At 55.0% G+C, this 24482-nt stretch carries 25 protein-coding genes, 1 tRNA gene and 1 pseudogene; 9 read left to right on the plus strand and 18 right to left on the minus strand.

Translation table 11 applies throughout. The annotated features are described in order from the left end of the window. Positions 1-7 precede the first annotated feature (7 nt). From bfr to BUA49_RS00875, 11 genes are all read right to left on the minus strand, one after another. Positions 8-484, minus strand: coding sequence for a bacterioferritin (bfr, locus tag BUA49_RS00825; RefSeq protein WP_072794913.1), 477 nt, complete (start codon positions 482-484; stop codon positions 8-10). A 156-nt stretch (positions 485-640) separates the two neighbouring features. Further along, the gene (locus tag BUA49_RS00830) at positions 641-847 is read right to left on the minus strand and encodes a bacterioferritin-associated ferredoxin (protein ID WP_072794914.1); all 207 of its coding nucleotides are present in this window, start codon (positions 845-847) and stop codon (positions 641-643) included. Between the two features lie 98 nt (positions 848-945). Beyond that, complete coding sequence (pepQ, locus tag BUA49_RS00835; RefSeq protein WP_072794915.1) at positions 946-2238, minus strand: Xaa-Pro dipeptidase; 1293 nt, start codon at positions 2236-2238, stop codon at positions 946-948. Next, positions 2231-3145: a LysR family transcriptional regulator gene (locus BUA49_RS00840; protein WP_072794916.1), complete on the minus strand. Its 915-nt coding sequence runs from the start codon at positions 3143-3145 to the stop codon at positions 2231-2233. Before BUA49_RS00840 ends, pepQ begins: the two co-directional genes overlap by 8 nt. An 87-nt stretch (positions 3146-3232) precedes the next feature. Next, positions 3233-4243, minus strand: coding sequence for an ABC transporter ATP-binding protein (locus BUA49_RS00845; RefSeq protein WP_072794917.1), 1011 nt, complete (start codon positions 4241-4243; stop codon positions 3233-3235). Further along, positions 4240-5250 (minus strand): ABC transporter ATP-binding protein, encoded by a 1011-nt coding sequence (locus BUA49_RS00850; protein ID WP_072794918.1) that lies wholly within the window; start codon positions 5248-5250, stop codon positions 4240-4242. The genes BUA49_RS00845 and BUA49_RS00850 overlap by 4 nt, the downstream gene beginning before the upstream one ends. Before the next feature lie 6 nt (positions 5251-5256). Then, on the minus strand, positions 5257-6189 hold the full coding sequence (locus tag BUA49_RS00855; protein ID WP_072794919.1) for an ABC transporter permease: 933 nt from the start codon (positions 6187-6189) through the stop codon (positions 5257-5259). Further along, positions 6186-7235, minus strand: coding sequence for an ABC transporter permease (locus BUA49_RS00860; RefSeq protein WP_072794920.1), 1050 nt, complete (start codon positions 7233-7235; stop codon positions 6186-6188). The genes BUA49_RS00855 and BUA49_RS00860 overlap by 4 nt, the downstream gene beginning before the upstream one ends. A gap of 96 nt (positions 7236-7331) precedes the next feature. Beyond that, positions 7332-8894, minus strand: a complete 1563-nt coding sequence (locus BUA49_RS00865) for an ABC transporter substrate-binding protein (protein ID WP_072794921.1) — start codon at positions 8892-8894, stop codon at positions 7332-7334. 168 nt (positions 8895-9062) lie between these two features. Next, positions 9063-9785 carry an LrgB family protein gene (locus tag BUA49_RS00870; RefSeq protein WP_072794922.1) on the minus strand — a complete coding sequence of 241 codons (723 nt, stop codon included), beginning with the start codon at positions 9783-9785 and terminating at the stop codon, positions 9063-9065. Continuing rightward, positions 9778-10143 carry a CidA/LrgA family protein gene (locus BUA49_RS00875; protein ID WP_072794923.1) on the minus strand — a complete coding sequence of 122 codons (366 nt, stop codon included), beginning with the start codon at positions 10141-10143 and terminating at the stop codon, positions 9778-9780. Before BUA49_RS00875 ends, BUA49_RS00870 begins: the two co-directional genes overlap by 8 nt. Before the next feature lie 75 nt (positions 10144-10218). On the opposite strand from BUA49_RS00875, the gene BUA49_RS00880 reads away from it, so the two are divergent. From BUA49_RS00880 to BUA49_RS18210, 4 genes are all read left to right on the plus strand, one after another. Further along, complete coding sequence (locus BUA49_RS00880; protein ID WP_072794924.1) at positions 10219-10758, plus strand: YaeQ family protein; 540 nt, start codon at positions 10219-10221, stop codon at positions 10756-10758. A gap of 100 nt (positions 10759-10858) precedes the next feature. Beyond that, positions 10859-10935: transfer RNA gene (locus tag BUA49_RS00885), tRNA-Arg, on the plus strand. 521 nt (positions 10936-11456) lie between these two features. Next, positions 11457-11639 (plus strand): HipA N-terminal domain-containing protein, encoded by a 183-nt coding sequence (locus BUA49_RS18205; RefSeq protein WP_407656682.1) that lies wholly within the window; start codon positions 11457-11459, stop codon positions 11637-11639. Further along, positions 11597-11749, plus strand: a complete 153-nt coding sequence (locus tag BUA49_RS18210; protein WP_084063455.1) for a HipA N-terminal domain-containing protein — start codon at positions 11597-11599, stop codon at positions 11747-11749. The genes BUA49_RS18205 and BUA49_RS18210 overlap by 43 nt, the downstream gene beginning before the upstream one ends. 311 nt (positions 11750-12060) lie before the next feature. Here BUA49_RS18210 and BUA49_RS00895 read toward each other — a convergent pair whose 3' ends face one another. The 5 genes from BUA49_RS00895 to BUA49_RS00915 form a co-directional block, all read right to left on the minus strand. Further along, the gene (locus BUA49_RS00895) at positions 12061-13488 is read right to left on the minus strand and encodes a gamma-aminobutyraldehyde dehydrogenase (protein WP_072797540.1); all 1428 of its coding nucleotides are present in this window, start codon (positions 13486-13488) and stop codon (positions 12061-12063) included. A 31-nt stretch (positions 13489-13519) separates the two neighbouring features. Continuing rightward, positions 13520-14302, minus strand: coding sequence for an ABC transporter permease (locus tag BUA49_RS00900; RefSeq protein WP_072794925.1), 783 nt, complete (start codon positions 14300-14302; stop codon positions 13520-13522). Beyond that, on the minus strand, positions 14292-15224 hold the full coding sequence (locus BUA49_RS00905; protein ID WP_072794926.1) for an ABC transporter permease: 933 nt from the start codon (positions 15222-15224) through the stop codon (positions 14292-14294). The genes BUA49_RS00900 and BUA49_RS00905 overlap by 11 nt, the downstream gene beginning before the upstream one ends. Continuing rightward, positions 15221-16222, minus strand: a complete 1002-nt coding sequence (locus tag BUA49_RS00910; RefSeq protein ID WP_072794927.1) for an ABC transporter ATP-binding protein — start codon at positions 16220-16222, stop codon at positions 15221-15223. The genes BUA49_RS00905 and BUA49_RS00910 overlap by 4 nt, the downstream gene beginning before the upstream one ends. Before the next feature lie 80 nt (positions 16223-16302). Next, positions 16303-17439, minus strand: a complete 1137-nt coding sequence (locus tag BUA49_RS00915) for an ABC transporter substrate-binding protein (protein WP_072794928.1) — start codon at positions 17437-17439, stop codon at positions 16303-16305. A 240-nt stretch (positions 17440-17679) separates the two neighbouring features. On the opposite strand from BUA49_RS00915, the gene BUA49_RS00920 reads away from it, so the two are divergent. Both BUA49_RS00920 and BUA49_RS00925 read left to right on the plus strand, forming a co-directional pair. Continuing rightward, the gene (locus tag BUA49_RS00920; protein ID WP_072794929.1) at positions 17680-18600 is read left to right on the plus strand and encodes a LysR family transcriptional regulator; all 921 of its coding nucleotides are present in this window, start codon (positions 17680-17682) and stop codon (positions 18598-18600) included. A gap of 13 nt (positions 18601-18613) precedes the next feature. Beyond that, positions 18614-20047: a gamma-aminobutyraldehyde dehydrogenase gene (locus BUA49_RS00925; protein ID WP_072794930.1), complete on the plus strand. Its 1434-nt coding sequence runs from the start codon at positions 18614-18616 to the stop codon at positions 20045-20047. A 33-nt stretch (positions 20048-20080) separates the two neighbouring features. On the opposite strand, the pseudogene BUA49_RS00930 reads toward BUA49_RS00925, so the two are convergent. After that, positions 20081-21234: pseudogene (locus BUA49_RS00930) on the minus strand (IS3 family transposase). A 195-nt stretch (positions 21235-21429) separates the two neighbouring features. On the opposite strand from BUA49_RS00930, the gene BUA49_RS00940 reads away from it, so the two are divergent. The 3 genes from BUA49_RS00940 to BUA49_RS00950 are packed head-to-tail and all read left to right on the plus strand — an operon-like array spanning position 21430 to position 23830. Next, entirely contained in the window at positions 21430-21735 is a 306-nt protein-coding gene (locus BUA49_RS00940) for a FeoA family protein (protein WP_072794932.1), read from the plus strand. Positions 21736-21739: 4 nt separating this feature from the next. Beyond that, entirely contained in the window at positions 21740-23614 is a 1875-nt protein-coding gene (gene feoB, locus BUA49_RS00945) for a ferrous iron transporter B (protein WP_072794933.1), read from the plus strand. Between the two features lie 21 nt (positions 23615-23635). After that, positions 23636-23830: a FeoB-associated Cys-rich membrane protein gene (locus BUA49_RS00950; protein ID WP_072794934.1), complete on the plus strand. Its 195-nt coding sequence runs from the start codon at positions 23636-23638 to the stop codon at positions 23828-23830. Between the two features lie 115 nt (positions 23831-23945). Here the strand turns inward: BUA49_RS00950 and BUA49_RS00955 are convergent, their stop codons facing one another. Continuing rightward, positions 23946-24455, minus strand: coding sequence for a DUF1269 domain-containing protein (locus tag BUA49_RS00955; protein WP_072794935.1), 510 nt, complete (start codon positions 24453-24455; stop codon positions 23946-23948). Between the last annotated feature and the right edge of the window lie 27 nt (positions 24456-24482).

Raw genomic sequence — 24482 nt, forward strand, 5'->3', positions numbered from 1 at the left:
TCGGTATTTACTCCGCAGCAGCAGATTGCAGTTGAATGTAGTTTTGGATTCCCATCAGGTTGATCATTTCCAGCTGGGTTTCGAGCCAGTCAATGTGCTCTTCTTCGCTGTCAAGAATGCTGCGGAACAGCTCACGGCTTGTGTAATCGTTAACGGACTCGCAGTAGAGAATCGCTTCTTTCAGATCGACATGGGCGATGTGTTCGATCTTAAGATCGCAGGCAATCATTTCCTCAACGTTCTCGCCGATCATCAGCTTGTTCAGGTCTTGCAGGTTGGGCAGGCCTTCCAGAAACAGAATGCGCTCGATCAGTTGATCGGCGTGCTTCATTTCATCGATGGATTCTTCATACTCCTTGGCCGCAAGCTTGGTGATGCCCCAGTCCTTGTACATGCGTGAATGCAGGAAGTACTGGTTAATGGCTGTCAGCTCGTTGGCAAGGACTTTGTTCAGAAACTGGATGACTTTCTTATCGCCTTTCATTGCAACGCTCCTTGATCCCAGCCGATGGGTAAACCTTTTGAATAAAATCCAATCCGGCTGGTTAGTTCGGGTTCAGAAAATTCTCTCGTCACCCAGCAAGAATAGCGTGTTAAAGCGCATTACAAAATTGCGGAAAGGAAATAAACCCCGGGGACGTCAGGCGGGGCTTGCCAAGATGTTTGCCAAAGCGAGGTAATCCGGCGCGCGGCTTTCACGCAGAATGCCGCGCGCTGTCGAGGCGCAGCGTCCGCACTGGGTACCTACGCCCAACTCTTCACCGAGCTGGCGCATGGAAGAAACACCGTTTTCTGCAGCTTCACGGATATCCCGGTCTGTGACTCCGTGGCAAAGGCATACATACATAATGCAATCCTACCAACGACAACAATGTTAGTGATAATTATTGTCATTAGCATCCAAGATTGCAAGTCTGTTGTATTAATTTTGTGCAAGGGATTGTTTCAGGCCTCTGCCTCTCGGGTCAGGTTTCTGGATCCCGAATCGGTAACCACCACATTATCTTCTATCCGTATTCCTCCACATCCCTGCAATTCTTTAATCAGCGCACGGTTCATATGTTCCCCGAGAGGGCCAGAAAGAAGCGGCTCAAGCAAGGAGGGTATGAAATACAACCCTGGCTCAATGGTAACGACCATGCCGGGCTCCAGCGTTCGGACCAGACGAAGAAAGGGAGCGTCAGCAGGGGACGGTACCGGCTTGCCAGCAACATCGTGTACCTGAACGCCAAGGAAATGCCCTATGCCGTGGGGGAAAAAGGCCCGGGTAACGCCTTCGGATACCATCTCCTCATCGCTCAGGCCGCTGACCAGACCTGCTGCACTCAGCAAGGCGGCAATGCCCTGATGCGTTCTGCGGTGGATGTCCACATAGTCAACGCCCGGAGCTACCATTTTGCATAGCCGGAACTGCAACTGCTCAAGGCCCTGCACGAGCGCGCCAAAGCGCCCTTCCCCGACACCAGCGGTGGTGCGGGTAACGTCGGAGCAATAGCCCCGGTAACGCACTCCGGCATCAATCAGTAAGCTGCGCGATTTGTCGGGCGCTGCCGCGTCGTAGCACTGGTAATGCAGTGTCCCGGCATGCTCGTTTACACCAATAATGCTGTGATAAGGGGCATCGGCCTCACGCTGCTGTGTTGCGCGCTGGTATGTCAGGTTAATTTCAAACTCGCTGGCACCGGCTAGAAACGCATCGCGGGCGGCGTGATGCCCTGCAATGGCCAACCTGTTGGCGTGGGCCAGGCAGGCTATTTCGTAGGCTGTTTTATGCACCCGCGTTTCATCAATCGCATCGCAAAGCGCGCCTGGATTGTGCTCACCTGACACATCCGCCAGCAGCAACGGATCACCGATAACAGCCAACTGGCCTAAGCTGTCCAGCGCAGGCGCCGCGCGATGCTCGCTGAAGCGAAGCTCGAATTCCGCCAGCCAGGGTTCCTGTGCCAGCTCAAGACTCGCGTGCCAGAAATCAACAGGCTGATGCATTGAGAGCAGTGGCTTGTGGCCTTTCCGTATCAGCAGCCATGCGTGTTCAAAACCGGCGAGCCCCGTCCAGTGCAGGAACGGGCCATAACCCTGAAATTGCCAGGACTGATCGTCTCCGTAGCGCACAGGCGCCGCGCCAGAACTGATAAGCAAGCTGTCATATCCATGGTTTTCCAGAACCTCCTCATAGCGGCCCTGCAGAATACCCACGTGATCAATCTGAAGAGACAGCAGATTGGTGTCAGGCATGTTGGTTTTCCAGTGTTTTCCAGAGAGTTAAAAAGTCGTCTGAGCGTTGCTCACGCAGGCGGATAAGGCGGATTTCCAATGGGACATCCCAGCGTTCGTCGCCAGCCCGCGTCAGACTGCCAAAGTGCTCGCTCTTTTCCGTCATCCGGCTGGGCAGCCAGCCCATTCCAAAGCCCTGCTTGACCAGCGCCTTGACGCTTGCAGACTGGGTGTTTTCGTTCAGTGGCAGGAGGTTTACGGATTCTTTAATCCGCGCCAGATGCGATTCAATTGCAGACTGCAAAAATCCCCGCGAATGATAGCCAATCAGCGGCACCGTCTGGCCTGCGGTTCCCGGCAGAGGAAACCGGGGCTGGCCGTTATCCGCTGCAACACTCACTGGGACCAGCCACTCGCGGGCAAGAATGATTGATTCGTACTCGCCCTGGCCAAGTCGGTCACTCCAGGGCAAATCCTGATGCCAGTAACACAGCACCAAATCGCATTCGCCGCCGTCGAGAGCATCCAGAAATTGCTCCCCCACCCAGCTTGTCGCGTTGAGATTGAGCTGCAAGCGGTCTGCAACGCCTGCATCACTGGCCCAGCGCTGGTAAAAATGGGAAAAAAGCCCTTGGGTAGAACCCACACTGATGCGCGCAGACACTTCCGCTTCCATATCGGCAATCTGGCTGCGGACTTCGCGGACATCCCGGGTTACCCGCTGGCATAGATCAAGAAACCGTTCCCCGGCCGGTGTCAGAGACAAGGGCAGAGTCTGCCGGTTAATCAGGGTAGCACCCATGGCTTCTTCAAGCAGTTTAATGCGACGGCTGAACGTGGGCTGGCTTACATGCTGCAGTTCGGCGGCACGCGAAAAATGGCGTGTGCGTGCCAGCATCATGAAGTCTTCCAGCCAGCGTATTTCCATGGGCTCCCCAGCAAACTAACAAGTAAAGAGTGACGGTTTTTCAAAAGCTACTCACCGCGCGCATCATAGCTTATTGCAGTAGCCTTCTTACAACCGCCCTTCTTCCACTGCATGGCAGGCAACCTGTGCACCACCGTCAGTAGCAATAAGCTGAGGTATTTCCTGGCGACAGCGCTCATTAGCATAAGGGCACCGGCCATGGAATACGCATCCGGATGGCAGATTGACCGGCGTTGGCACTTCCCCTTGTAGCCGAATGTAGTTGGGCCTGTCGTCTGCCAGCTTGGGTATTGCTGAAAGCAAAGCCTGGGTGTACGGATGGCGCGGCGCGGCAAACAGCGTTTTGGTATCCGCCAGCTCACACACACGCCCCAGGTACATCACAGCAACCCGGGTGCCGAAATGTTCCACCACGGCAAGATCGTGGGTGATAAACAGGTACGTCAGATTGCGGGTCTCCTGAGCGTCCATCAGCAGGTTCAGCACCTGGGCCTGAATGGATACATCCAGTGCCGATATGGGCTCGTCCGCCACAATGAACTCAGGGTCCACCGCCAGGGCACGTGCGATGGCAATGCGCTGGCGCTGGCCACCGGAGAATTCGTGGCCAAACCGGCTGCCCCAGTCCGGATCTATCCCCACGGACGCCATGACCTCCTGAACCTTGTCGCGCACCTCGCTGCGAGCCAAGTCCGGGCGGTGAAAATGAATCGGTTCTTCCAGAGTCTGCTGAATTGTCATACGCGGGTTCAGAGAGGCGTAGGGGTTCTGGAAGATCATCTGCATTTTGCGGCGATACGGCAGCACATCCCGACCTTTGAGATTATCAATGCGCTGGCCACCGTAGTGAACCTCTCCGGCGCTGGGCGACAACAAGCCCATAACCGTGCGGGCAATCGTGGACTTGCCGCAGCCTGATTCGCCCACCACACACAGCGCCTCACCTTTCTGTACCTGCAGATCGACACCGTTGATGGCATGCACCGCTTCTTGCTTGCGCTGGAAACGGCCGTTTTTGAAGGTGATCTGCTCTAGCAGGCTGCCAGAAAGATCAAACCGCTTTTCCAACCCGCGAATTTCTACCAGTGGGGAGGTCATGATCCGGCCTCCTGCATCTGCTTCTCCTGCTCAATCAGGTTGCTGACCTCGTAACACGCCACATCCACGTTCCCGGAGCGCACGTACTCGGGCATGGTTTGCCGGCACTGATCGGTAGCGAAATTGCAGCGCGGATGGAACGGGCAGCCGGTCGGTACGTTTTTCAGGGACGGCATGGAACCGGGAATCTGGAACAGCCGCGCACCGGGCTCGCCCATCTGCGGCAATGCATTAATCAATCCCTGGGTATAGGGGTGCTGGGCATCGTTGATGATCTCCCGCGTTGGCCCCTGCTCGATAATGCGGCCGGAATACATCACCAGCATGCGCTGGGTTACCTGGGATACAACACCCAGATCGTGAGTGATCAGCATCAGCGCTACATTTTCCTGCTCACACAGATCCAGCAGCAGCGCCATGATCTCTGCCTGTATCGTCACATCCAGCGCCGTGGTGGGCTCATCGGCAACGATGATTTCCGGATCCAGCAACAGGGCAATGGCAATAATCACCCGCTGGCGCATACCACCCGACAACTCGTGGGGATACTGGTCCAGCCGTTTTTCCGGCGAGGGAATCTGCACCTTGCGCAGCTTGCTCAGCGCAATATCCCGCGCTGCTTTCGTGCTGGTCTGGCGGTGAGCCTTAATGGCCTCAACCATCTGGGTCCCAATCCTCAGCACCGGGTTAAGCGTCATCATCGGATCCTGAAAAATCATGGCAATGCGGTTACCGCGAATCTTGCGCAGCTCCCGCTCGCTCATGGCAGCCAGGTCTCGGCCTTCGAACAGAATCTGCCCGCCGGCAATATAACCCGGGCGGGCAATCAGGTTGAGGATCGAGAAAGCCGCAACAGATTTACCGGCACCAGATTCCCCCACCAGGCCCAGCCTCTCGCCCTTGTCGAGGCTGAAGCTGATACCGCGCAGGGCCGTGAGATCGCCGCCGCGCACGGCAAACCGAACATCCAGATCTTTTACTTCCAACAGTGGCGTGTCGCTTTTCATGGTTCTCTAGCCCTTGTACAGCCGTGGGTTCATAACATCCCGCAGCCAGTCACCCAACAGGTTAATGACCAGCACGAGCACGACCAGCACCAGGCCGGGAAGCAGGGTAATCCACCAGGAACCACTCTGAATGTAGTCGAAACCGGATTTGATCAGCGAGCCCAGAGAAGGCTGTGTCTCCGGCATTCCAAGCCCGAGAAACGACAGGGCCGCCTCGGAAATAATCGCGTTGGCGATCTGTACGGTGGCAATAACAAAAATCGGAGAAAGCGTGTTGGGCAGAATATGGCGGAACATGATGCGATTGGTACGAAAGCCCATCACCTTGGCAGCATCAACATACTCCTTCTTTTTCTCCGCCAGCACGGACGCGCGCACGGTGCGGGCAATCTGCGGCCACTCGGCAATACCGATGATGAAAATCAACATGTAGATGGCGATCTCACCAAACATCAGGTTACCAAAGCTGGCCTTGAATACCGCACCCACAATGATGGCAACCATCAGGGTGGAGAAAGAAAGCTGAACATCAGCAATACGCATCAGGAGGGAATCTACGCGGCCCCCCAGATAGCCCGCCAACAGCCCGAACAGAATGCCAAGCGCGGCCTGCAGCACCACAGCGCCAAAGCCGATCAGCAACGACACCCGGGTGCCGTAAAGAATGGTGGAGAGCATATCCCTGCCCTGGGAATCTGTGCCCAGAGGGAAGGCCGGATCTGCGCCCTGCATACCCACCGGTGGCAGTTCCGAGTTCATGATATTGATCAGCGCCAGATCGTAAGGATCCGTCGGGGCCAGCAGGGGTGCGAAAATTGCCGCCAGCACCATCAGCAGCAGTACGAGAAAGCTGACGATCGCAACCTTGTCGCGCTTGAAGCTATACCAGAGAAAGGACTCGCGAAAGCGATCCCAGCGTGAAAGAGTCGCTGTTGTCATGCTTTCTTACCTGTCAGTTTAACCGTGGGGTTCACCAGCCCGTAAACCAGATCCACCAACGTGTTCGTAATCACAAAAATCAGACCCACGACCATCAGATAGGCGACGATCAAGGGAATATCGCTTCGAGTTATGGCCTCGAGGAACATCAGCCCGACGCCCGGCCACTGGAATACGGTTTCAGTAAGAATCGTGTAGGCCACCATGATGCCAATCTGCACACCACCTACGGTGATGACCGGCAGCATGGTGTTCTTGAGGGCGTGAAGAAAATTGATCCGCACCGCGCTCAGGCCTTTGGCCCGGGCGTAACGAATGTAGTCGCTCTGCAGCACCTCCATCATTTCCGCACGAATCAGGCGGATGAACAGCGGCAGCATGATGGACGCCAGAGACACACAGGGCAGCACCAGGTGCAACAGACCACTTTTCGAGAAAAAGCCGGAATACCAGGTGCCAAACAGGTGAGTCAGTTCATCGCCGCGGCCATAGGATGGCAGGCCGCCTTCGGTGCTCACAGCGCCGTTCAGCCACTGACCCCAGCTGGTGTCCACCGGGAACCACTCAACGGTTACACCGATGGAATATATCTGGATAAGAACGATGGCCGTAAGAAATACCGGGATGGAGATCCCGACGGTACTCACACCCATAAAGAACTTGGACAACAAAGTCTGTGGCCGGATGGCGGCATAGACACCAATGGGCACCGACAACAGCATGATGATCAGGCTGGACCCGATCACCAGCTCCAGAGTCGCCGGCAGGTGTTCAGAAATCACTTCAAGGGTAGGCTTGCCGTAAAAATAGGAGTTGCCCAGATCCCCCTGAATGGCGTTACCCGCAAATCGCAGATACTGAACCACCATGGAGTCATTTAGCCCCAGCTCGTCGCGCAGGGCTTCCCGCTCCTCCAGGGAGACTGACATACCCACCATTTCCTGAAGTGGATCGCCCAGGCCATCCTGGATGGCAAACGCGATCACACTGATCACGAACATGACCAGCACTGCCTGGGATATCCGCTGAACCAAAAACGCTAACATGAAGGATTTACCGTTCGTAAATGCTTGAAAGCCTCTCCCCCTCATCCCTGGAGAGGGACGGGAGAGAGGTTTGGAGAGAAGGGAGCTGGCGCCCCCTTACTCTACGACCAGGTCGCCCAAGAAGGGGAAGTTCATCACGTTCAGAACCGGCTCAATCTTCACGTTCTTCTTGCTCGCCCACGCCAGATCCTGCCAGTGCAGCGGAACGAAAGCAGCATCGTCATACAGGCGCTTTTCCACTTCCTGCAGCATGGCGGTGCGCTTTTCCACATCGGTTTCAACGTTGGCTTTCTCAACCAGCGCATCAATTTCCGGGTTGCAATAGTTACCGGCGTTGTACTGGCCAGCGCCGCTGTCGGTTTCCGGGCAGAAAGTCAGGAACTCATAGAAGTTGGCAGAGTCCTCGGTATCTGCGTGCCAGCCAATCAGCATCATATCCCCCGAGCGATTGTCGTACTCGGGCCAATACTGTGCCTTGGGCAGGGTTTTGAGATCTACCTTGATGTTGATGCGCGCCAGCATGGCGGCGGCGGCCTGAGCGATCTTGTCATCATTCACGTAGCGATTGTTCGGCGCCATCATGGTGATGGTGAAACCATCCTCGTAACCGGCTTCTTTCATCAGCTGTTGGGCTTTTTCCACGTCATAACGCAGCTTGAGGGATTCGTTGTGGCCCTGATAGCCAACCGGTGACAACTGGGATGCGGGCGTGGCAAAGCCTTTCATGATCTTGGCGGCAATGCCTTCCTGATTGATGGCATAGGCTACGGCCTGGCGTACCTTCGGATTCTTGAAGGCCTCGACCCGCTCCTGATTCAGGTGGAACAGAATAATGCGGGTGCCACTCATGGTAACCAGACTCGTGTCCTTGTCGCGTTTGATGCGCTCAAGATCCGTAGGCGGCACCGGAGCGATAAAGTCCACGCCGCCAGACAAGAGCGCAGAAACGCGGGTGTTGTTTTCTTTGATCGGAGTCAGCACGATTTTCTTCACGTTGCCGGGAGAGTCTTCATCCCAGTAATCCGCGAAGCGCTCAAACTCCATGCGTACGCCTTGCTGGCGTGACGTGACCATGTAGGGACCCGTGCCGGACAGGTGACCGGAAGCAAACGAGTTGCCGTGCTTCAGAATAGCGCTCTTCTTCTTGCCATCGGCTGTCTCGCCGGAATAGAACTCGCTGTCCAGCGGAAAGATGTAGGTAGCGGTATTGAGCAGCAGCGGGAAGGGCTCGCTGGTCACCAGCTCAAAGGTGTAATCATCAATGACATTAATGCCACTGAACGGCTTGAAGATGGCCTTGAAATCCTGGCTTTCTTTCAGGCGGTCGTAAGTGAACTTCACATCCTTGGTGGTGAGTTCGTTACCGGAATGGAACTTCACCCCTTCACGGAGTTTGAAACGCATGGTTTTATCATCAATGCGCGCCCAGCTTTCTGCCAGGCGGGCCTCAAAGCCAAGATCTTTTGTCCAGCGCACCAGCGGATCAAAAGACATATGGGACAACTGCAGAATGCCACCAGAGAGCTGCTCGTGAATATCGAGGGTAACCGGATCAGCGTCGTACGCCATCTTAAGCTCTTTCGTCGCCTCGGCAGAAAGAGCAACAGGAGCCGTGGCCAGCGCCAGGGTACCGACTAAAGCTGCAAGTAGTTTTTTCATTGCGTTTTCCGTCGTTGTTTTACGAATTTTTACGGCACACCGAGGCTCAGGCGCCCCGGATGTCTGTGATAGAAACTAGTACCGGAAACTACGTACGGCAATCGAAATTACAACTTGCGGCTATTCGTGAACTGAATGACGGCTGGCGCGGACAGCCCGCGCCAGACTCTAAAACCGGAAAACCAGGGGCAATATAAGTGCGGTAAAAATGCCCGTAAGCCCCATACCCAAGGAGGCAAAAGCACCAGCTGTATGGCTGATCTCGAACGCTCTCGCCGTACCAATCGCGTGGCCGTTAAGACCAAGGGCAAAACCGAGAATTCGCTCATCGTCAACCGGCAGCCACTTTGCCAGCAGGTCGACACACAATGTCGCAACCACACCGGTTATTAGCAGACCACCCATCATCAAAGGCACAGATCCACCTAGCTGCTCGGTGATACCTATAGCAATCGGAGCCGTCACAGATTTGGGTGCCAGCGAAGCCAGTACCTCTGGCGGAGCGCCCATCGCCCAAGCGATCACCACCGCATAGACCGCCGCCAGTGTGGCCGCCAAAGGCAGCGTGACAACGATCGGAAGCCACATGGCCCGGATATGGTGAATCTGCTGATACAGCGGGATCCCCAAAGCCACCGTCGCGGGCCCCAGCAACACGGCTATCCAGCGAGCACCCTCCTGATAGCGAATGTAATCCACCGACAGAACAGCAATAACCGCCGCCAACATCACGGCCGAGAGGACCACCGGCGGCATCCACAGCGGCCGGCCAATACGCGCAAACAGCCAGTTGCCGGCAAAAAATGCGCTCAACGTGAGCCCTATTGCGAATATCGGGCTGGCAGACAAAATGTCAGGGATAGCGATAAAGCGTTCAGCAAGCTCAGTCATTTGTGTGGCCCCGAGCAGCCAAACGAACCACGCTTTTCATTAACAAAAGAGTGCTCAGAACGCTCAGAAAGGTACCCAGCAGCAATGCAGCCGCCACGGCCAGCCACTGTTCTGAGAACTGTGATGCCATAAAAAACACCCCGACCACACCCGGCATGATCAGCAACACCAGCACCGAGATCAGCGCCTGACTGGACGAAGCCAACGCATCGCTTACCCTGCCCCGCAACATTAGCGTAAACGTCATCAGGATCATACCGAGCACACCGCCGCTGACCGGTATCAGAAACACCAACCGCAACGCCTCGCCAAAAAGGAAAAACAGAACCAGTATCAGAAAACCGCGCAACATCGACATGCCGTCATGCTCATCAGCCGGAGAATTGCATTACACTAGCGCAAACCAACATCTTGATACCACTGCAGGAAGGCCATGGCGCTCAAAGCAACCATTTTTAAAGCCACGCTCAATATCGCCGATATGGACAGGCACTATTATGCCGACCATCAGCTCACTATTGCTCAGCACCCGTCAGAAAATGACGAACGCATGATGATACGCCTGCTGGCCTTTGCACTGAACGCCCGTGAGGGACTCGAGTTCACAAAAGGCCTGAGCACAGACGACGAGCCAGAGCTCTGGCAGAAAAGCCTCAGTGACGAGATAGAGCTGTGGATTGAACTGGGCCTGCCCGACGAAAGCCGCCTGCGCAAAGCCTGCAACCGTTCACGCCAGGTTATTCTTTACGCCTACGGCGGCCGCGCCGTGCCGCTGTGGCTGGAAAAGCACCAGAATAAACTGAGCCGCTTCCGCAACCTCACCATTATTGAACTGCCGGCCGAATCCACAGAAACCCTTGCTGGACTGGCAGAACGCAACATGAATTATCAGGTAACGATTCAGGATGGCGAGGTCTCTTTCAGCAATGAAGGCGCGCTGGCGAGCATTACCCCCAGCACCATTTTCCCGTAAGAAAAAGCCAGTCCCACCAGTGAACTCGGGGCTGGACAGTGCCCGCTCGCACACGTAAGATTGCGCACTCGAAATTGACGCATCGCCGTCATGCTCGAATGCGCCCATAGCTCAGCTGGATAGAGTACTGCCCTCCGAAGGCAGGGGTCGCAGGTTCGAATCCTGCTGGGCGCACCATATTTTTAAGAAGGCCTTACGTGAAAGCGTAGGGCCTTTTTATTTGGCTGTGCCCAAATGGTGCCCTGACAGTGCCCTATATTTTTTAGCACATAGGTAGCCCCCTAACCGCATGACCCCTGCCTGATTGCTTTCCATGTTCGTGAGGGCACCGCACTAAACACCTTTTCGCGCTATCGAGTAAAACTTAACGGTTGGAATTTCTCACCACTTCCAACTAACCATCCCTAACAGCACGGCCTTACTCTCCAGCGCCTACCTAATTATTACCTACGTTGGTGTCCGGAATCATTGAACCACTACAGGATGACCGCTTTACGTTTTGGCAGAACCAAGTTTAGTGGAGTTTGCAAGCAGGGCTGGAGAAGATCTGCCCGGCGAAAAAATTGTGTCATTTTCCTAAGACTCGAGAGAGGCTCCATAGATTATGATTCCAGTATTATAGTCCTCTTACAAATTTCCACTACAAACAGGAAGAGGTGCAATCAATGAGCCGCTTCAGTACCAAAGCGACGGTATTTATGCATGGCAGGCTTGCAGGGCATTTGGAGCGGATTGGAAGCCGCGTTCAGTTTCAGTACGATGCTCAATACCTCAAAATCGGTAGTGCTATCAGCATGAGCTTACCCCTTCGTTCTGAGCCTTATGAGTCAGAGGGGTTGTGCCTCCCTATTTCAGCGGTCTTTGCTCTGAGGGCTGGCTGAAGCGAGTACAGGCCTTCGAGCAGCGCATTGACCCCGAGGACAGCTTCACATTGCTAATCAATAACGGGAAAGATTTGGCAGGAGCGGTGACGATCGAGTCGTTTGCGTAAACCCTAGGCCCTAAGCTGTCCGAGCGGAAAAACTTTTATCGAAAGTTCTGATACTTGCTGGTTTAGTACCAATTAGTAACGCGAATTACTAATTGGTACTAATTGTCCGACTGTCCCGGTTTCTCGCTATCTGTCATGCGCTTTTCCCTCGATAGCCCTACGGTAATCGGCAATCATATGTGGAAACCATGCTCAAAACATAACAACGGCCGTCGGATTGCGCAAACCGCTCCAGGAATCTAGCAGGCGCCTATGCCCGCGCGCGGCCAATTGGAGCTGAAAAAGGCAACCTGAAGCAGTCGCCTGCGGGCTTAGTCGTGGCTGATCATGATATGACGTACGACGGTGTAGTCCTCAAGGCTGTACATGGACATGTCTTTGCCATAGCCCGACATCTTCACGCCCCCATGGGGCATTTCCGAGGCCAGCAGCATGTGGGTGTTGATCCAGGTGCAGCCATAGCGGAGTTTTGCCGCCAGACGGGTGGCTCGGGCAGTGTCCCGCGTCCAGACTGAAGATGCCAGGCCGTAAATGGAGTCGTTGGCATAGTCGAGCACCTGGGATTCAGTCTCGAATGATGTGACGGAAACGACAGGGCCGAAGACTTCTTTCTGGACAATTTCATCAGCCTGCCGGGCATCGGCAATCACGGTTGGCGCAAAGAAGTTACCGGGCTGATCGAGCCTGCCACCACCGATGGTAACCCTGGTATGGTCCAGTGCTTCGGCGCGTTTTACGAAGCCTTCGACCCGTTCAAGATGTGCCTTGCTGACTACCGGTCCAATCTCACTCTCGTCGTCAAACGGCATTCCCACCCGGAGGGTGCGAACGGCGTCGGTCAGTGCGTCGACGAACTTGTCGTAAATGGATTCCTGAACATAGACCCTGGACGCTGCGGTGCAGTCCTGTCCCGCATTGGCGAAGGCAAAATTCTTCACGCCATCAACCGCTTTCTCAATATCCGCGTCCTCAAAGACAATAACCGGGGCTTTGCCGCCCAGTTCCATGTGCGTCCGTTTCATCGTGGCCGCGCCGCTACTGACAATGGCCTGGCCGGTAGGGATCGATCCGGTCAGTGACACCATGTCAACGTCCGGATGTGATGTCAGCGGCGCGCCGACTGTCTGGCCACGGCCAAAAACGACATTGAGAACGCCGGCCGGCAACTTGTCCTTGAGCATGGCGGCAAGCTGCAGGGTTGTCAGCGGTGTTAATTCAGACGGCTTGAGAACCACGGTATTGCCGGCTGCAAGTGCAGGCCCCAGCTTCCAGGCGGCCATCATCAACGGGTAATTCCACGGGGCAATTGAGGCAACAACGCCAATCGCGTCACGGCGAACCATAGAGGTGAAACCAGGCAGGTATTCGCCACCGGCAGAGCCGTTCATGCAGCGGGCCGCACCGGCAAAGAATCGGAAAATATCAACGACGGCAGGAATTTCTTCATCCAGCATCAGGTGGTACGGTTTCCCTGTGTCGAGGCATTCCAGCTTCGCAAACAGCTCGGCATTGTCTTCGATCAGGTCGGCAATGCCCAGCATGTGGAGCGACCGGTCCTTGGGGGTCAGTTCCGACCAGCCGGCAAAGGCAGCCCGCGCCGCCTTGACCGCCTCATCCACCTGCGCTTCGGTTGCTTCACTGATGCCCAGAACCCGTTCGTCATTATGGGGGGACACAATATCAACGGCCTCGCCCTGTCCAGCCACAAGCATCCCGTTGATGAGCATCTGGTGTTCAATATCTTTGATCATTTGGTTCATGGCTTGGTCCTTATCGGTCTTTGGTGAGCCAGTAGGAAAGCAGTACGGGAAGCATGGTCATCATCATGACCAGCAGTGCCACTACATTGGTGATGGGCACATCACGCGGCCGGGATAGCTGATTGAGCAACCACAGCGGAAGGGTCGGCTCATGACCCGCAGTGAAGATCGTCACAATCAACTCATCGAAAGACAGCGCGAATGCCAGTAGCCCACCGGCAAACAGGGACGCTCCCAGGTTGGGTAGGATGATGTGCCAGAAAGTCTGCAAGGCGCTTGCCCCCAGATCATAGGATGCCTCGACGATGTTGAATGAAATGCGGCGTAATCGGGCGACAACATTGTTGTAGACGATCACCACACAGAAGGTTGCGTGCCCGATGGTGATGGTCGCCATACCCGGGGTGATGCCCGCTGACTTAAATGTGCTCAGCAGTGAAAGGCCGGTGACAATGCCCGGCAGGGCGATAGGCAGGATCATGATCAGCGTGAAGGCATTTTTACCCGGGAAATTGTTCCGGTAGAGCGCGAGCGCTGCCAGTGATCCCAGTAACAGTGCGATCAGCGTGGATATCGCCGCAATCTGCAGGGAAAAGCCGAGCGCCTGAAAGATGTCATCACGCTCGGCGGCCTTGAAGAACCACTCGACCGTGAACCCTTTGGGCGGGAATGAGAAGGCCGATTCCTCGGTATTGAAGGCGTAGATCAGGATGATCAGTATCGGGAGATATAGAAAGCAGACACCCGCCAGCGCAAGCCCTTTCAGCAGCCAGGTCGATTTATCAGAGTGCATCGAACGCCCCCGCCCTTTTGGCAAAGTAGAGATAGACCGCGATAATCAGGATCGGTGCCAGGGTGAAAGCCGCCGCCATTGGCATATTGCCGATCGAACCCTGCTGGATGTAGACCATGTTGCCAATAAACAGGCCGGGCGGACCCACTAGCTGCGGAACGATGTAGTCACCGAGCGTCAGTGAAAAGGTGAAGATGGAGCCGGCAATAACACCGGGAATGCAGAGCGGCAGAATCACATGGCGAAACGTCTGGAAAGGGCGTGCGCCAAGGTCATTTGACGCATCCAGCAAACTCGTCGACAGTCGCTGCAGAGCCGCCTGTATCGGCAATATCATGAACGGCAACCAGATATAGGTGAATACCAGAAAACGTCCCACATTGGAGGTGGACAGGGTATTGCCACCGATGGACGGTATATCAAGGATCGCATGCAGTACGCTGGTCAGGCCCAGTGCATCAATGATCCAGTAAGCCACACCTTCCTGCGAGAGGATAAGGGTCCAGGAATACGCCTTGACGATATAGCTGGTCCACATGGGCAGGATGACGGAGATATACAGAAACGCCTGCATCTTCCCCGAGGCATGACGTGTCATGTAGTAGGCCACAGGAAAGGCGATAACCGCGCTGAATACCGACACCGCCAGTGCCATGGTGGCTGTTCTGATAATGATGTCGGCGTTGGCGGGCGAGAACAGATTTCTGATGTTCTCGAGGCTGAAATCCCTGACCACAGTCATGGTGAAATCATCAAAGGTATAGAAGGACTGGCTCAGCAAATGCAGCAGCGGGTAGATGTAAATAACCAGAAACCAGATGGCGGGCAGTCCGAGCAGCAGTATCAGCTTCAGGCGCGGCCGGTTGAACAGGGATCCCGATTTCCTGACGGCGGCCCGATTTTCGGCGGTAGCAGGCATCATGACCCCGGCTCCTCCAGCCTCACCATATCCGCGCGATCCCAGCTGATACTGACGGGCTGCTCGCCCAGCGAGCTGCGATCAAAGGCATAGGGTGGCTGGACCAGTAACGTACGATGGTTGGGCAGTCGGATTTCAACTTTGGTTACCGCGCCCTGGTAGAAAATTTCGGATACCTGGCCCTGCAATGTCATATCGCCGTGGCCATTGTTGAGTCGGATTTTTTCCGGGCGCAATGCGAAAACCTGGGGACCGTCGACAAGCTCGGGAAACAGCTTGCTGTCAATGATGTTGGCCGTTCCCATAAAGTCGGCAACAAAGCGGGTTTTCGGCGACTCATAGAGTGCTTCCGGGGTGCTGACCTGCTCAATCCGGCCCTGGTTGAATACCGCAATCCGGTCGGACATGGACAGGGCTTCGCCCTGATCGTGCGTGACGAAGACAAAAGTGATACCCAGCTGTTTCTGCAGGGCCTTGAGTTCACCCTGCATCTGTTCGCGGAGCTTCAGATCCAGGGCGCCCAGTGGTTCATCCAGCAGTAACACCTTTGGCTGATTCACCAGTGCCCGCGCCAGTGCCACACGCTGTTGTTGCCCACCTGACAACTGATTAGGTCGGCGATTGGCCAGATGCTCCAGATCCACCAGTTTCAGCGCATCCTTTACCCGTACTGCCCGCTCTTTGCGTCGTACCCCTTTGACCATCAACCCGTAACCGACGTTGTCTTCGATGGTCATATGAGGAAACAGCGCATAATCCTGGAAGACCGTATTCACGTTGCGTTTGAAGGGAGGGAGCCACGTGGCGTCTTCACCATTGATATAGATGGTGCCCGACGTTGGCTGCTCAAACCCCGCCATCAGGCGAAGGCATGTGGTCTTGCCCGATCCCGAAGGCCCAAGCATGGAAAAGAACTCACCTTCTTTGACGGTGAGAGACACATCATCGACAGCCTTAACATCGCCAAAGTGACGTTTCACATTCTCAAAGATCACTGACATAGATGACCCGGATTCCTGAAGTTGTCGTCAATCGAGCCTGTTACCGTTACACACGGGAACAGGCTCCCGGGAGGGAAGCGTTAGCGGCCACCCATGATGGCGATGTAATCCTGCGTCCAGCGACTGTATGACACGCATTCCTTGTCGCCGTCACACTGAGCTCTCGGAGTCTTCCAGAACGAGACCTGTTCGAAATGGTCTGCACCATTGGCCTTACAGCCGTCTTTGCCCAGCAGGTCGTTGTCGTCACAGGCGGCGGGTACGGCGGGTACGGAACCAAACCAGGACGCCAGGTCACCCTGCAGCTTGGGCGTGATTGACCAGTTCAGCCAGGCATAGGCGCACTCCTGATTTTCAGCATTTGTGGCCAGCATGGTGGTATCTGCCCATCCTGTCACACCTTCCTTGGGGAAGCTTGTTGCAACAGGCTGGCCATCCGCTTTCAGGGCATTGGCCTGGAACGGCCAGGCGCTGGACGCAACAACGCCTTCGTTCTTGAAATCACTCATTTGCACGTTGTAGTCGTGCCAGTACCGATGCAGGAGATCATGCTGTGTACGCAGTACGTCCAGAACAGCCTGGTACTGCTCTTCATTCAGCTCGTAGGGGTCGGTGATACCGAGCTCAGGCCTCTTGTCTTTTAGGTAAAGCGCAGCGTCAGCGATATAGATCGGTCCATCGTAGGCCTGAACCCTACCCTCATTGGACTTGCCGTCCGGTAGTGTCATGGGCTTGAAGACCACATCCCAGCTATCTGGCGGCGTAGTGAATACATCGGTGTCATACATCAGCAGGTTGGGGCCCCACTGGAAAGGCACACCGTAGTGTTCACCGTTAACGGTGAACCAGGCGCCATCCTGCAAGCGAGGGTCTATCGAGTCCCAGGCCGTTATTCTGCTGATATCAATAGGCTGGACGCGCTTGCCATAGATCAGGCGAAGCGAGGCATCGCCCGATGCGGTGACTAGGTCATAACCACCCTTTGCCATCAGGCTGACCATTTCGTCAGACGTCGCTGCGGTTTTTACGTTTACCGAACAGCCGGTATTTTGTTCAAACTGGGTCACCCAGTCGTAATTGGGATCAGTGTCCCCACGTTCAATGTACCCCGGCCAAGCCACAATGTTGACCTGGTCCTCTAAGCCCTCGGCAGCATGAGCGCTGGTGCAAACAAGGGTGAGCGAAAGCGCCGCTAGTTTCAGATTCTTTATTTTCATGACCGGTACCTGTCGTCTGAGTGAGCCGCGTTGTTGGCACAACGTATTTGACTTGTTATTGAAAACTCTTTTTTTCTGAGTTCTTACTAGAGCTTATTCAGCAATCGCGGGGCATAGCCAATACAAAATAAAGAAGCCTACCATTGAAAAAATCGATATCTCGTTGAATAATGAACTTTCCGTAACGAATCATCGAATTGCGGGCCCGGCATAACAGATACCGTGCAGGAGCATGGCGACATGTTTTCGTTCAGGCAGATTCAATACTTCATTGCGGTGGCAGAGACGGGCTCTGTGTCATCGGCGGCCAATGCCGTCCATATTTCCCAGTCGACGCTCACAACCGCCATCAAACAGCTTGAGGACGATGTCGGCGTCAGTCTTTTCGCCCGGCATTCCAAGGGCATGGAGCTGACCCATTCCGGCCATCAGTTTCTGCGTCAGGCTTACCAGATCATGTCTGCCGTCGATAACGCGAAACGCAGCCTGACCGAGGCGACCGATGAAGTCATTGGCGCCCTCAACATTGGCGTGACAAGCCTGGTCTCAGGCTACTATCTCGCTGACCTGCTCTCCGGTTTCAAGAAAATCTATGGCAATGTGGAACTGCGTGTTTTCGAGGATGACCGTTCCTATATCGAGCATTTGCTGGTCAATGGTGAACTGGACGTGGGGGTGCTTCTTCTATCCAGTATCGAGAACCATAAAGCGCTCAACACCGAAGTTCTGACCTATTCCCGTTACCGGGCGTGGTTACCGCCGGACCACCCGCTGCTGCTGGAAGAGTCCATCAGCATGGACCAGTTGTTGCGGGAACCCCAGATTTTGCTCAGGGTTGATGATCTCAGCGATCAGATCCGGCGTCTGTGGCGCGGCTTTTCCCAGGAACCGGAGATCGCCATTCAGAGTGGCTCTGTAGAGGCGGTGCGAAGTCTGGTTTATGCCGGAATGGGAGTGTCTCTGATGCCGGATATGACCTACCGCCCATGGTCACTGGAGGGTGATCGTGTTGAAGCGCGGCAGATCATTGATCTCTCCGACACGCTGGACATTGGACTGGCCTGGCGCCGGGGTGGTCGTCGCAATGCACTGGTTGAATATTTTGTGTCGGTGGCACGGGAGCAACTGCCTTCGGCTTCAGGATCCGCCCTGCCTATATAGAGAGTTGTGCATAATGATTGATGATTGGCCCACAGAGTTACTGATCGGCGGCCAGCTTTGTACTGGTCTGGGTACAGCGGAAACTATTTATGACCCGCGGACCGCCCAATCACTCGGCGCAGTGCCTGAGGCTTCGGCCAATCAGGTCGATGGCGCCGTAGCGCAGGCCAGCGACGCATTTCATGCTTGGTCGCGAATGGCCATTAACCAGCGCTCCAGGTTGCTACTGTCGATTGCCCAAACGATAGAGCGGGCGAAGCCATGGCTTGCCGGCCTGGAGACGATCAACTGTGGCAAAAATCCCGGCCAGGCGCTGGATGAAGAGCTCCCGGCCGCTGCGGACACCTTTCGTTACTACGCGGGCCTGGTTCGCAACCAGGCGGCCCCTGTGGCCGGCGAGTACTGTCCGGGGCAGACCAGCTTTGTGCGGCGATCAGCCGTCGGCGTCGTCGTCGCCATCGCGCCATGGAACTATCCCATCATGATGGCTGCCTGGAAAATTGCTCCAGCTCTCGCGGCGGGTAATACCGTCGTTTTCAAACCGTCCGAGCTGACGCCTTACACGGCGCTTGCGCTCGCCCGGTTGATTGCGTCGGTGCTGCCTCCGGGTGTTTTGAACATTGTCACCGGGCGGGGTGAGAGTGTGGGTCGCCAGCTCATCGCGAACCCCCGGGTCCGTATGATTTCTCTCACCGGCGGCATTCCAACGGGCCAGAAGATCCTTCAGGCAGCCCATAAAAGTGTTAAACGAACCCACCTTGAACTCGGCGGCAAAGCGCCAGTGCTTGTCCTTGACGATGCCGATGTTGAAAAGACCGTGGCCGGCGTTGCGCGCTACGGCTATTACAATGCGGGGCAGGATTGCACGGCCGCGTGTCGCATTTTCGTTCAGAAAGGGATTTACGACCAGTTTGTTGAAATGCTGTCGGAGCGGGTTCGTGGGCTCCGGTTCGGGGTGTCGCGGCAGCAGGATGATGTTGGTCCGCTGATCAGTGATCGCCAGCGCAATAGTATTGCGAGCTTTGTGGAACGAGCCCGGGAACAGTCTCATATCGATGTGGCAGTGGGTGGTTATATTCCTGACTTGGAAGGCTATTTTTATGCTCCAACGCTGATTGTTGGAGCTCAGCAGTCCGATGAGATTGTTCAGGCCGAGGTCTTTGGGCCGGTAGTATCGGTCACCTGCTGTGACGACGAGCAGCAAGCCGTGAGCTGGGCGAATGCCTCCGAATACGGCCTCGCGTCTTCAGTCTGGTCAGGCGATATCGGTCGGGCGATGCGCGTGGCTTCGGAGCTGGAGTACGGTGCGACCTGGATTAACAGCCACTTCCTGCTAGCCAGCGAAATGCCACACGGTGGCTTAAGGGCGTCTGGATACGGTAACGATCTCTCAGCGTTTGCTCTGGATGATTACTCTGTACTGCGGCATATCATGGTGTCGCACTGATAGACGACATCTCACTAGAGCATGGCAAGGGTTCTACCCCGTTTCCACGGACGGTTTTAAAACAGCTGATAACTTCAGATCTTGAGTAGCGACTCTACGTCGCATCCTGGGATTATGGAACCGCTCTACGTAATCGAACACATCAGCACGCGCTTCATTTAAAGTACGGTAGCGTTGGTGGTGGATTCTTTCTCGCTTGAGTACCCCGAAGAACCCTTCACAGGCGGCATTGTCGCCACAATGGCCAACCGCGCTCATGCTACTTATCAGGCGGTTGCCACCGAGATATCGCTGGTAGTCTCCGCTCGTAAACTGACTGCCTCGATCTGAATGCAATATGACAGGAGCTTGTCCCTGACGTTGCCAAACCGCCATCTCAACGGCCCTGATCACCATGTAGCGATCCTGTCGGTGATGCATAGACCAACCCACAATCAGCTTGCTGAACAGGTCGAGGACTACACAAAGAAAGAGTTTTCCTTCCTGCGTCGGTATCTCCGTGATGTCCGTCACCCATTTGGTATTCGGCTCTAGCGCCGAGAAGTTCCGCTCCAGATGGTTCCGAATACCAGGTGGTCTGTAAGATCGTCGTCCACCACGTCCTCGCTTCTTCCTCGGCCACCCCTGGATGCCATGCGTAGCCATCAAGCGTGCAACACGATTCAGGCTGGTTGACGCACCTTCGGCAACTAGGTCTTCGTGCATGCGAGGCGAACCAATCATCCCACCACTGTCATCATGAATCTCTCTGATGCGCGATAACAGACGCTGGTTCGCCGTTGCCCGTATGGACTAAGGGCGAGATACCCAAGCGTAATAACCGCTGGCTGACACCTTCAAGCATCGGCACATAAGACGTATCGGGAACTGATTGCGACAACGTTGAATCGCCTGATACCTCAGGACGACTCCTTTGCGAAGAACACTGCCGCTTCGCGCAAAAAATCACGCTCCTTTTTTACACGGGCCAACTCTCGCTTGAGACGGGCAACCTCCTCGTCTCTGGGGGAGCCTGAGCCCTTGAAGGCTTTATCTGCCTCCTCATCCGCTTCCCGTCGCCACCTCGACAACAGGTTTGGGTTGATGCCCACTTCCAAGGCTATCTGGCGACAGCTGACACCGGGTTGGCGAGTCAGCGCGATGGCTTCATGTTTGAACTCTGGACTGAATTTTCTGCGTTTGGACATGAACACTCCTTTGGCACAGTGTGCCTCTTTTTAGAAGTGTCCGCAGTAACAGGGTAGAACCCAATGCCGACTACAATCAGCACGCGCAAAGGAATCTGCGTTTATTCACCAAAGCCCCTACCGATTGCGGGAGAGCTGTAAATACGCTATTCTTAATATCAATCAATCTCATTTGCGCTTAATGAGTGTTATTTTATGGAATCTGCAGTATCTCCCAATGCACTGCATACCTCAGCCCGCCTCGATCAGTGCCGAAAGGGAGCCACCTTACGGGTCATCGGTTTGCTCCCGCAATCTCTATTCGGCTCGCATGACGAGCAGGTTGGCCTAAGACTTAAAGAACTGGGGTTCCTTCCGGGGGCTCATCTTAAGGTTATAGGTTTTGGTCTGTTTGGTGGCGACCCAATGGCGGTTCAAGTCAATGGAACCAAGTTCGCCTTGCGCCGTGCTGAGGCTGCCAAAATTTGTGTTGAAGAGGTCACCGTGACTGGTGGTAGGTAGTAGATTGAATCAAGCTGCAGCAAATATCGACGCTGACAAAGCGCCACTACGTTTCGCACTGATAGGAAACCCTAACTGCGGAAAAACGTCCCTCTTTAACCGTTTAACCGGTGCACGCGCCAAGGTGGCCAATTATCCCGGCGTTACCGTCGAGCGGCGTTCGGGGACGATTAGCGGCCTCACTAACAAAGCTGAACTCCTTGACCTTCCCGGCACCTATAGTCTGTTTGTCACCTCCCCCGACGAGCAGGTGGCACGCGATTTCATCCTGGGAAATATCCACGGCGAAGCCAGACCTGACGTACTTATCGCCGTAGTGGATGCCACCAATCTGCGCCTGGGACTGCGCCTGGTGATGGAACTGCGCAGTTTGAACCGACCACTGATTCTTGCACTGAATCAGATGGATGCGGCCCGCAACCGGGGCATAACCATTGATACCGCCAGCCTGTCACAGGATATTGGCATTCCAGTGATTGAGACAGTCGCCGTAAACAGCCATGGTGTAGATGCACTTAAACATGAGCTGGACCAATATGCCCACCACCAGGCTGGGGATGCCCAGGTACTGACACTGAGCGACCGCCAGGAATCGGTTGAGGAACTCTACGACAAGATCGAGAGCTTAATACGTTCCCACGTAATTCAACCAACTCAAATGCCTCGCTGGCAGGATCGCCTGGATCAGGTGGTGATGCATCCTGTGTTGGGTCTGGTGGTTCTCTTTAGTATTCTACTGGTGGTTTTTCAGGCAGTTTTTGCCTGGGCCACCCCCGTTGCAGACAGCATAAATGCGGGCTTTGGTATGCTGGGTAGTTTACTGACTCATATTTTACCCGTCGGTATTCTGCGCGACTTTTTGGTAAACGGTATTATCGCCGGAGTTGGCGGCGTCATCGTTTTTCTACCCCAGATTGTCCTTCTGTTTCTGTTTATTTTGCTACTGGAAGACAGTGGCTACCTTACACGTGCAGCCTTTTTGCTAGATCGCCCCATGCGCGGACTCGGACTTTCAGGAAGGTCCTTTATCCCCTTACTGTCAAGCTTCGCTTGCGCAGTGCCGGGCATTATGGCGACCCGAACCATATCTGATCCGCGCGAGCGTTTTATCACTATTATGGTGGCGCCATTGATGACTTGCTCGGCGCGATTACCGGTTTATGCCCTGATTATCGGTGCTTTTATTCCTCGCGAGACGGTAGCAGGCGTATTTAATTTGCAGGGTTTAACCCTTTTCGTACTCTATTTTGCCGGGGTTGTGAGCGCCGCATTGGTCGCCTGGGTAATGCGGCGCCGTCAGACGCGTGAAGAGTTCCCGCTATTACTGGAGCTACCCAGTTACCGATGGCCTATGGCCTATCACGTCTTCATCGGTTTGCGTGAGCGGGTGTGGATCTTCATGCGCCGCGTGGGCACTATTATTTTGTCACTTTCGATAATCCTGTGGTTTCTGGCCAGTTATCCCGGCGCTCCGGTGGATGCCACCCGCTCGGCGATTGAGTACAGCTTTGCCGGCATGCTGGGTAACTGGATGCAGCCCCTCTTCGCCCCCCTTGGTTTTAACTGGCAGATGTGTATTGCACTGATTCCCACTATGGGCGCACGGGAGGTGGCCGTAAGTGCTCTAGCGACAGTCTACGCCGTGGCTGGCGGAGATCAAGCATTGGGCAGTGCGTTGCACAGCAGCTGGGGTTTACCCGTGGCCTTTGCCTATCTCGCCTGGTTTGTTTACGCGCCTCAGTGTATTTCCACCATTGCGGTCGTTAAAAGAGAAACCAACTCGGCGAAATCAACGGCACTTTTTACGGCCTACTTATTTAGTCTGGCTTATTTTGCGGCCTGGGCAACTTACCAAATCTCAGCGTTACTGATTCACTGAGAATCTTGTTGAGGAGGGACTATGTGGCAGGACATTATCGTAGGAATTTGCGTGCTGGCAGCGGTGTTTTTCGTGGCGCGCCAGTGGATACCCGGCTTGGGCAAGAAACCTTCAGGTTGTGGCGGCTGTAACGGTTGCAGCAGCAGTGCTGGTAGCTGCCGCAACGGGGTAGAACCCGAGGCATCTACACGGCACTCCGGTTCGCCGCAAAGCTAAAGCGGTGGGGCGGAGTCATCAGGCCCACCGCACTGTAAAAAGCGCTAGCTGACACGAAGAAGAAAATCCAGGAGCAGGATGAGATCACCCGCTTGAAACGCCGGATATCGGAGCTTCAGGGGAAAGGCGGCGACAGTGGTTCGGTGCCTTGGATATCCGCCTCGGGATGATGTTTTCTTACCAACTCCTGGATTTCATCCACCCGGCGACGTTTCACATCCACTAGCACCAGGACTTCTCCTGCATTGATCCTCTCTTCGAATTTTTCCAGGCGTGAGTTTGGAAGACCCACACCCACAAGGCTTGACATCAAGCCGCCAACACCGGTGCCTGCAGCAGTGATAAACAAAACGGCGCCGCCACCAATTATCACCCCGGTAGCTGGCAGGGTCATTGCTACCAATCCACAAATCAAGCCAGTGGCGGCGCCCACGGTAAGGCCTCTCTCAATCGCCGGGACAAAATCACTCTTTTGGAACAAGTTGGCCTCAGGGAGTTCTTCCATTGGGGTTCCTTCTTTGGCGACAACGTGGATATGATGCTCGTCCACATGTGAGAGGAGCAGTTCTTTCACAAGCTCTTGAGTTGCAGCAATGTCAGGCATAAGAAAATACAGGCGGCGCATGTTTGGCTCCTTCCAATTGGTTTTCTA

Origin of the sequence: Marinobacter antarcticus, assembly GCF_900142385.1 — a bacterium.
Taxonomy (GTDB): domain Bacteria; phylum Pseudomonadota; class Gammaproteobacteria; order Pseudomonadales; family Oleiphilaceae; genus Marinobacter; species Marinobacter antarcticus.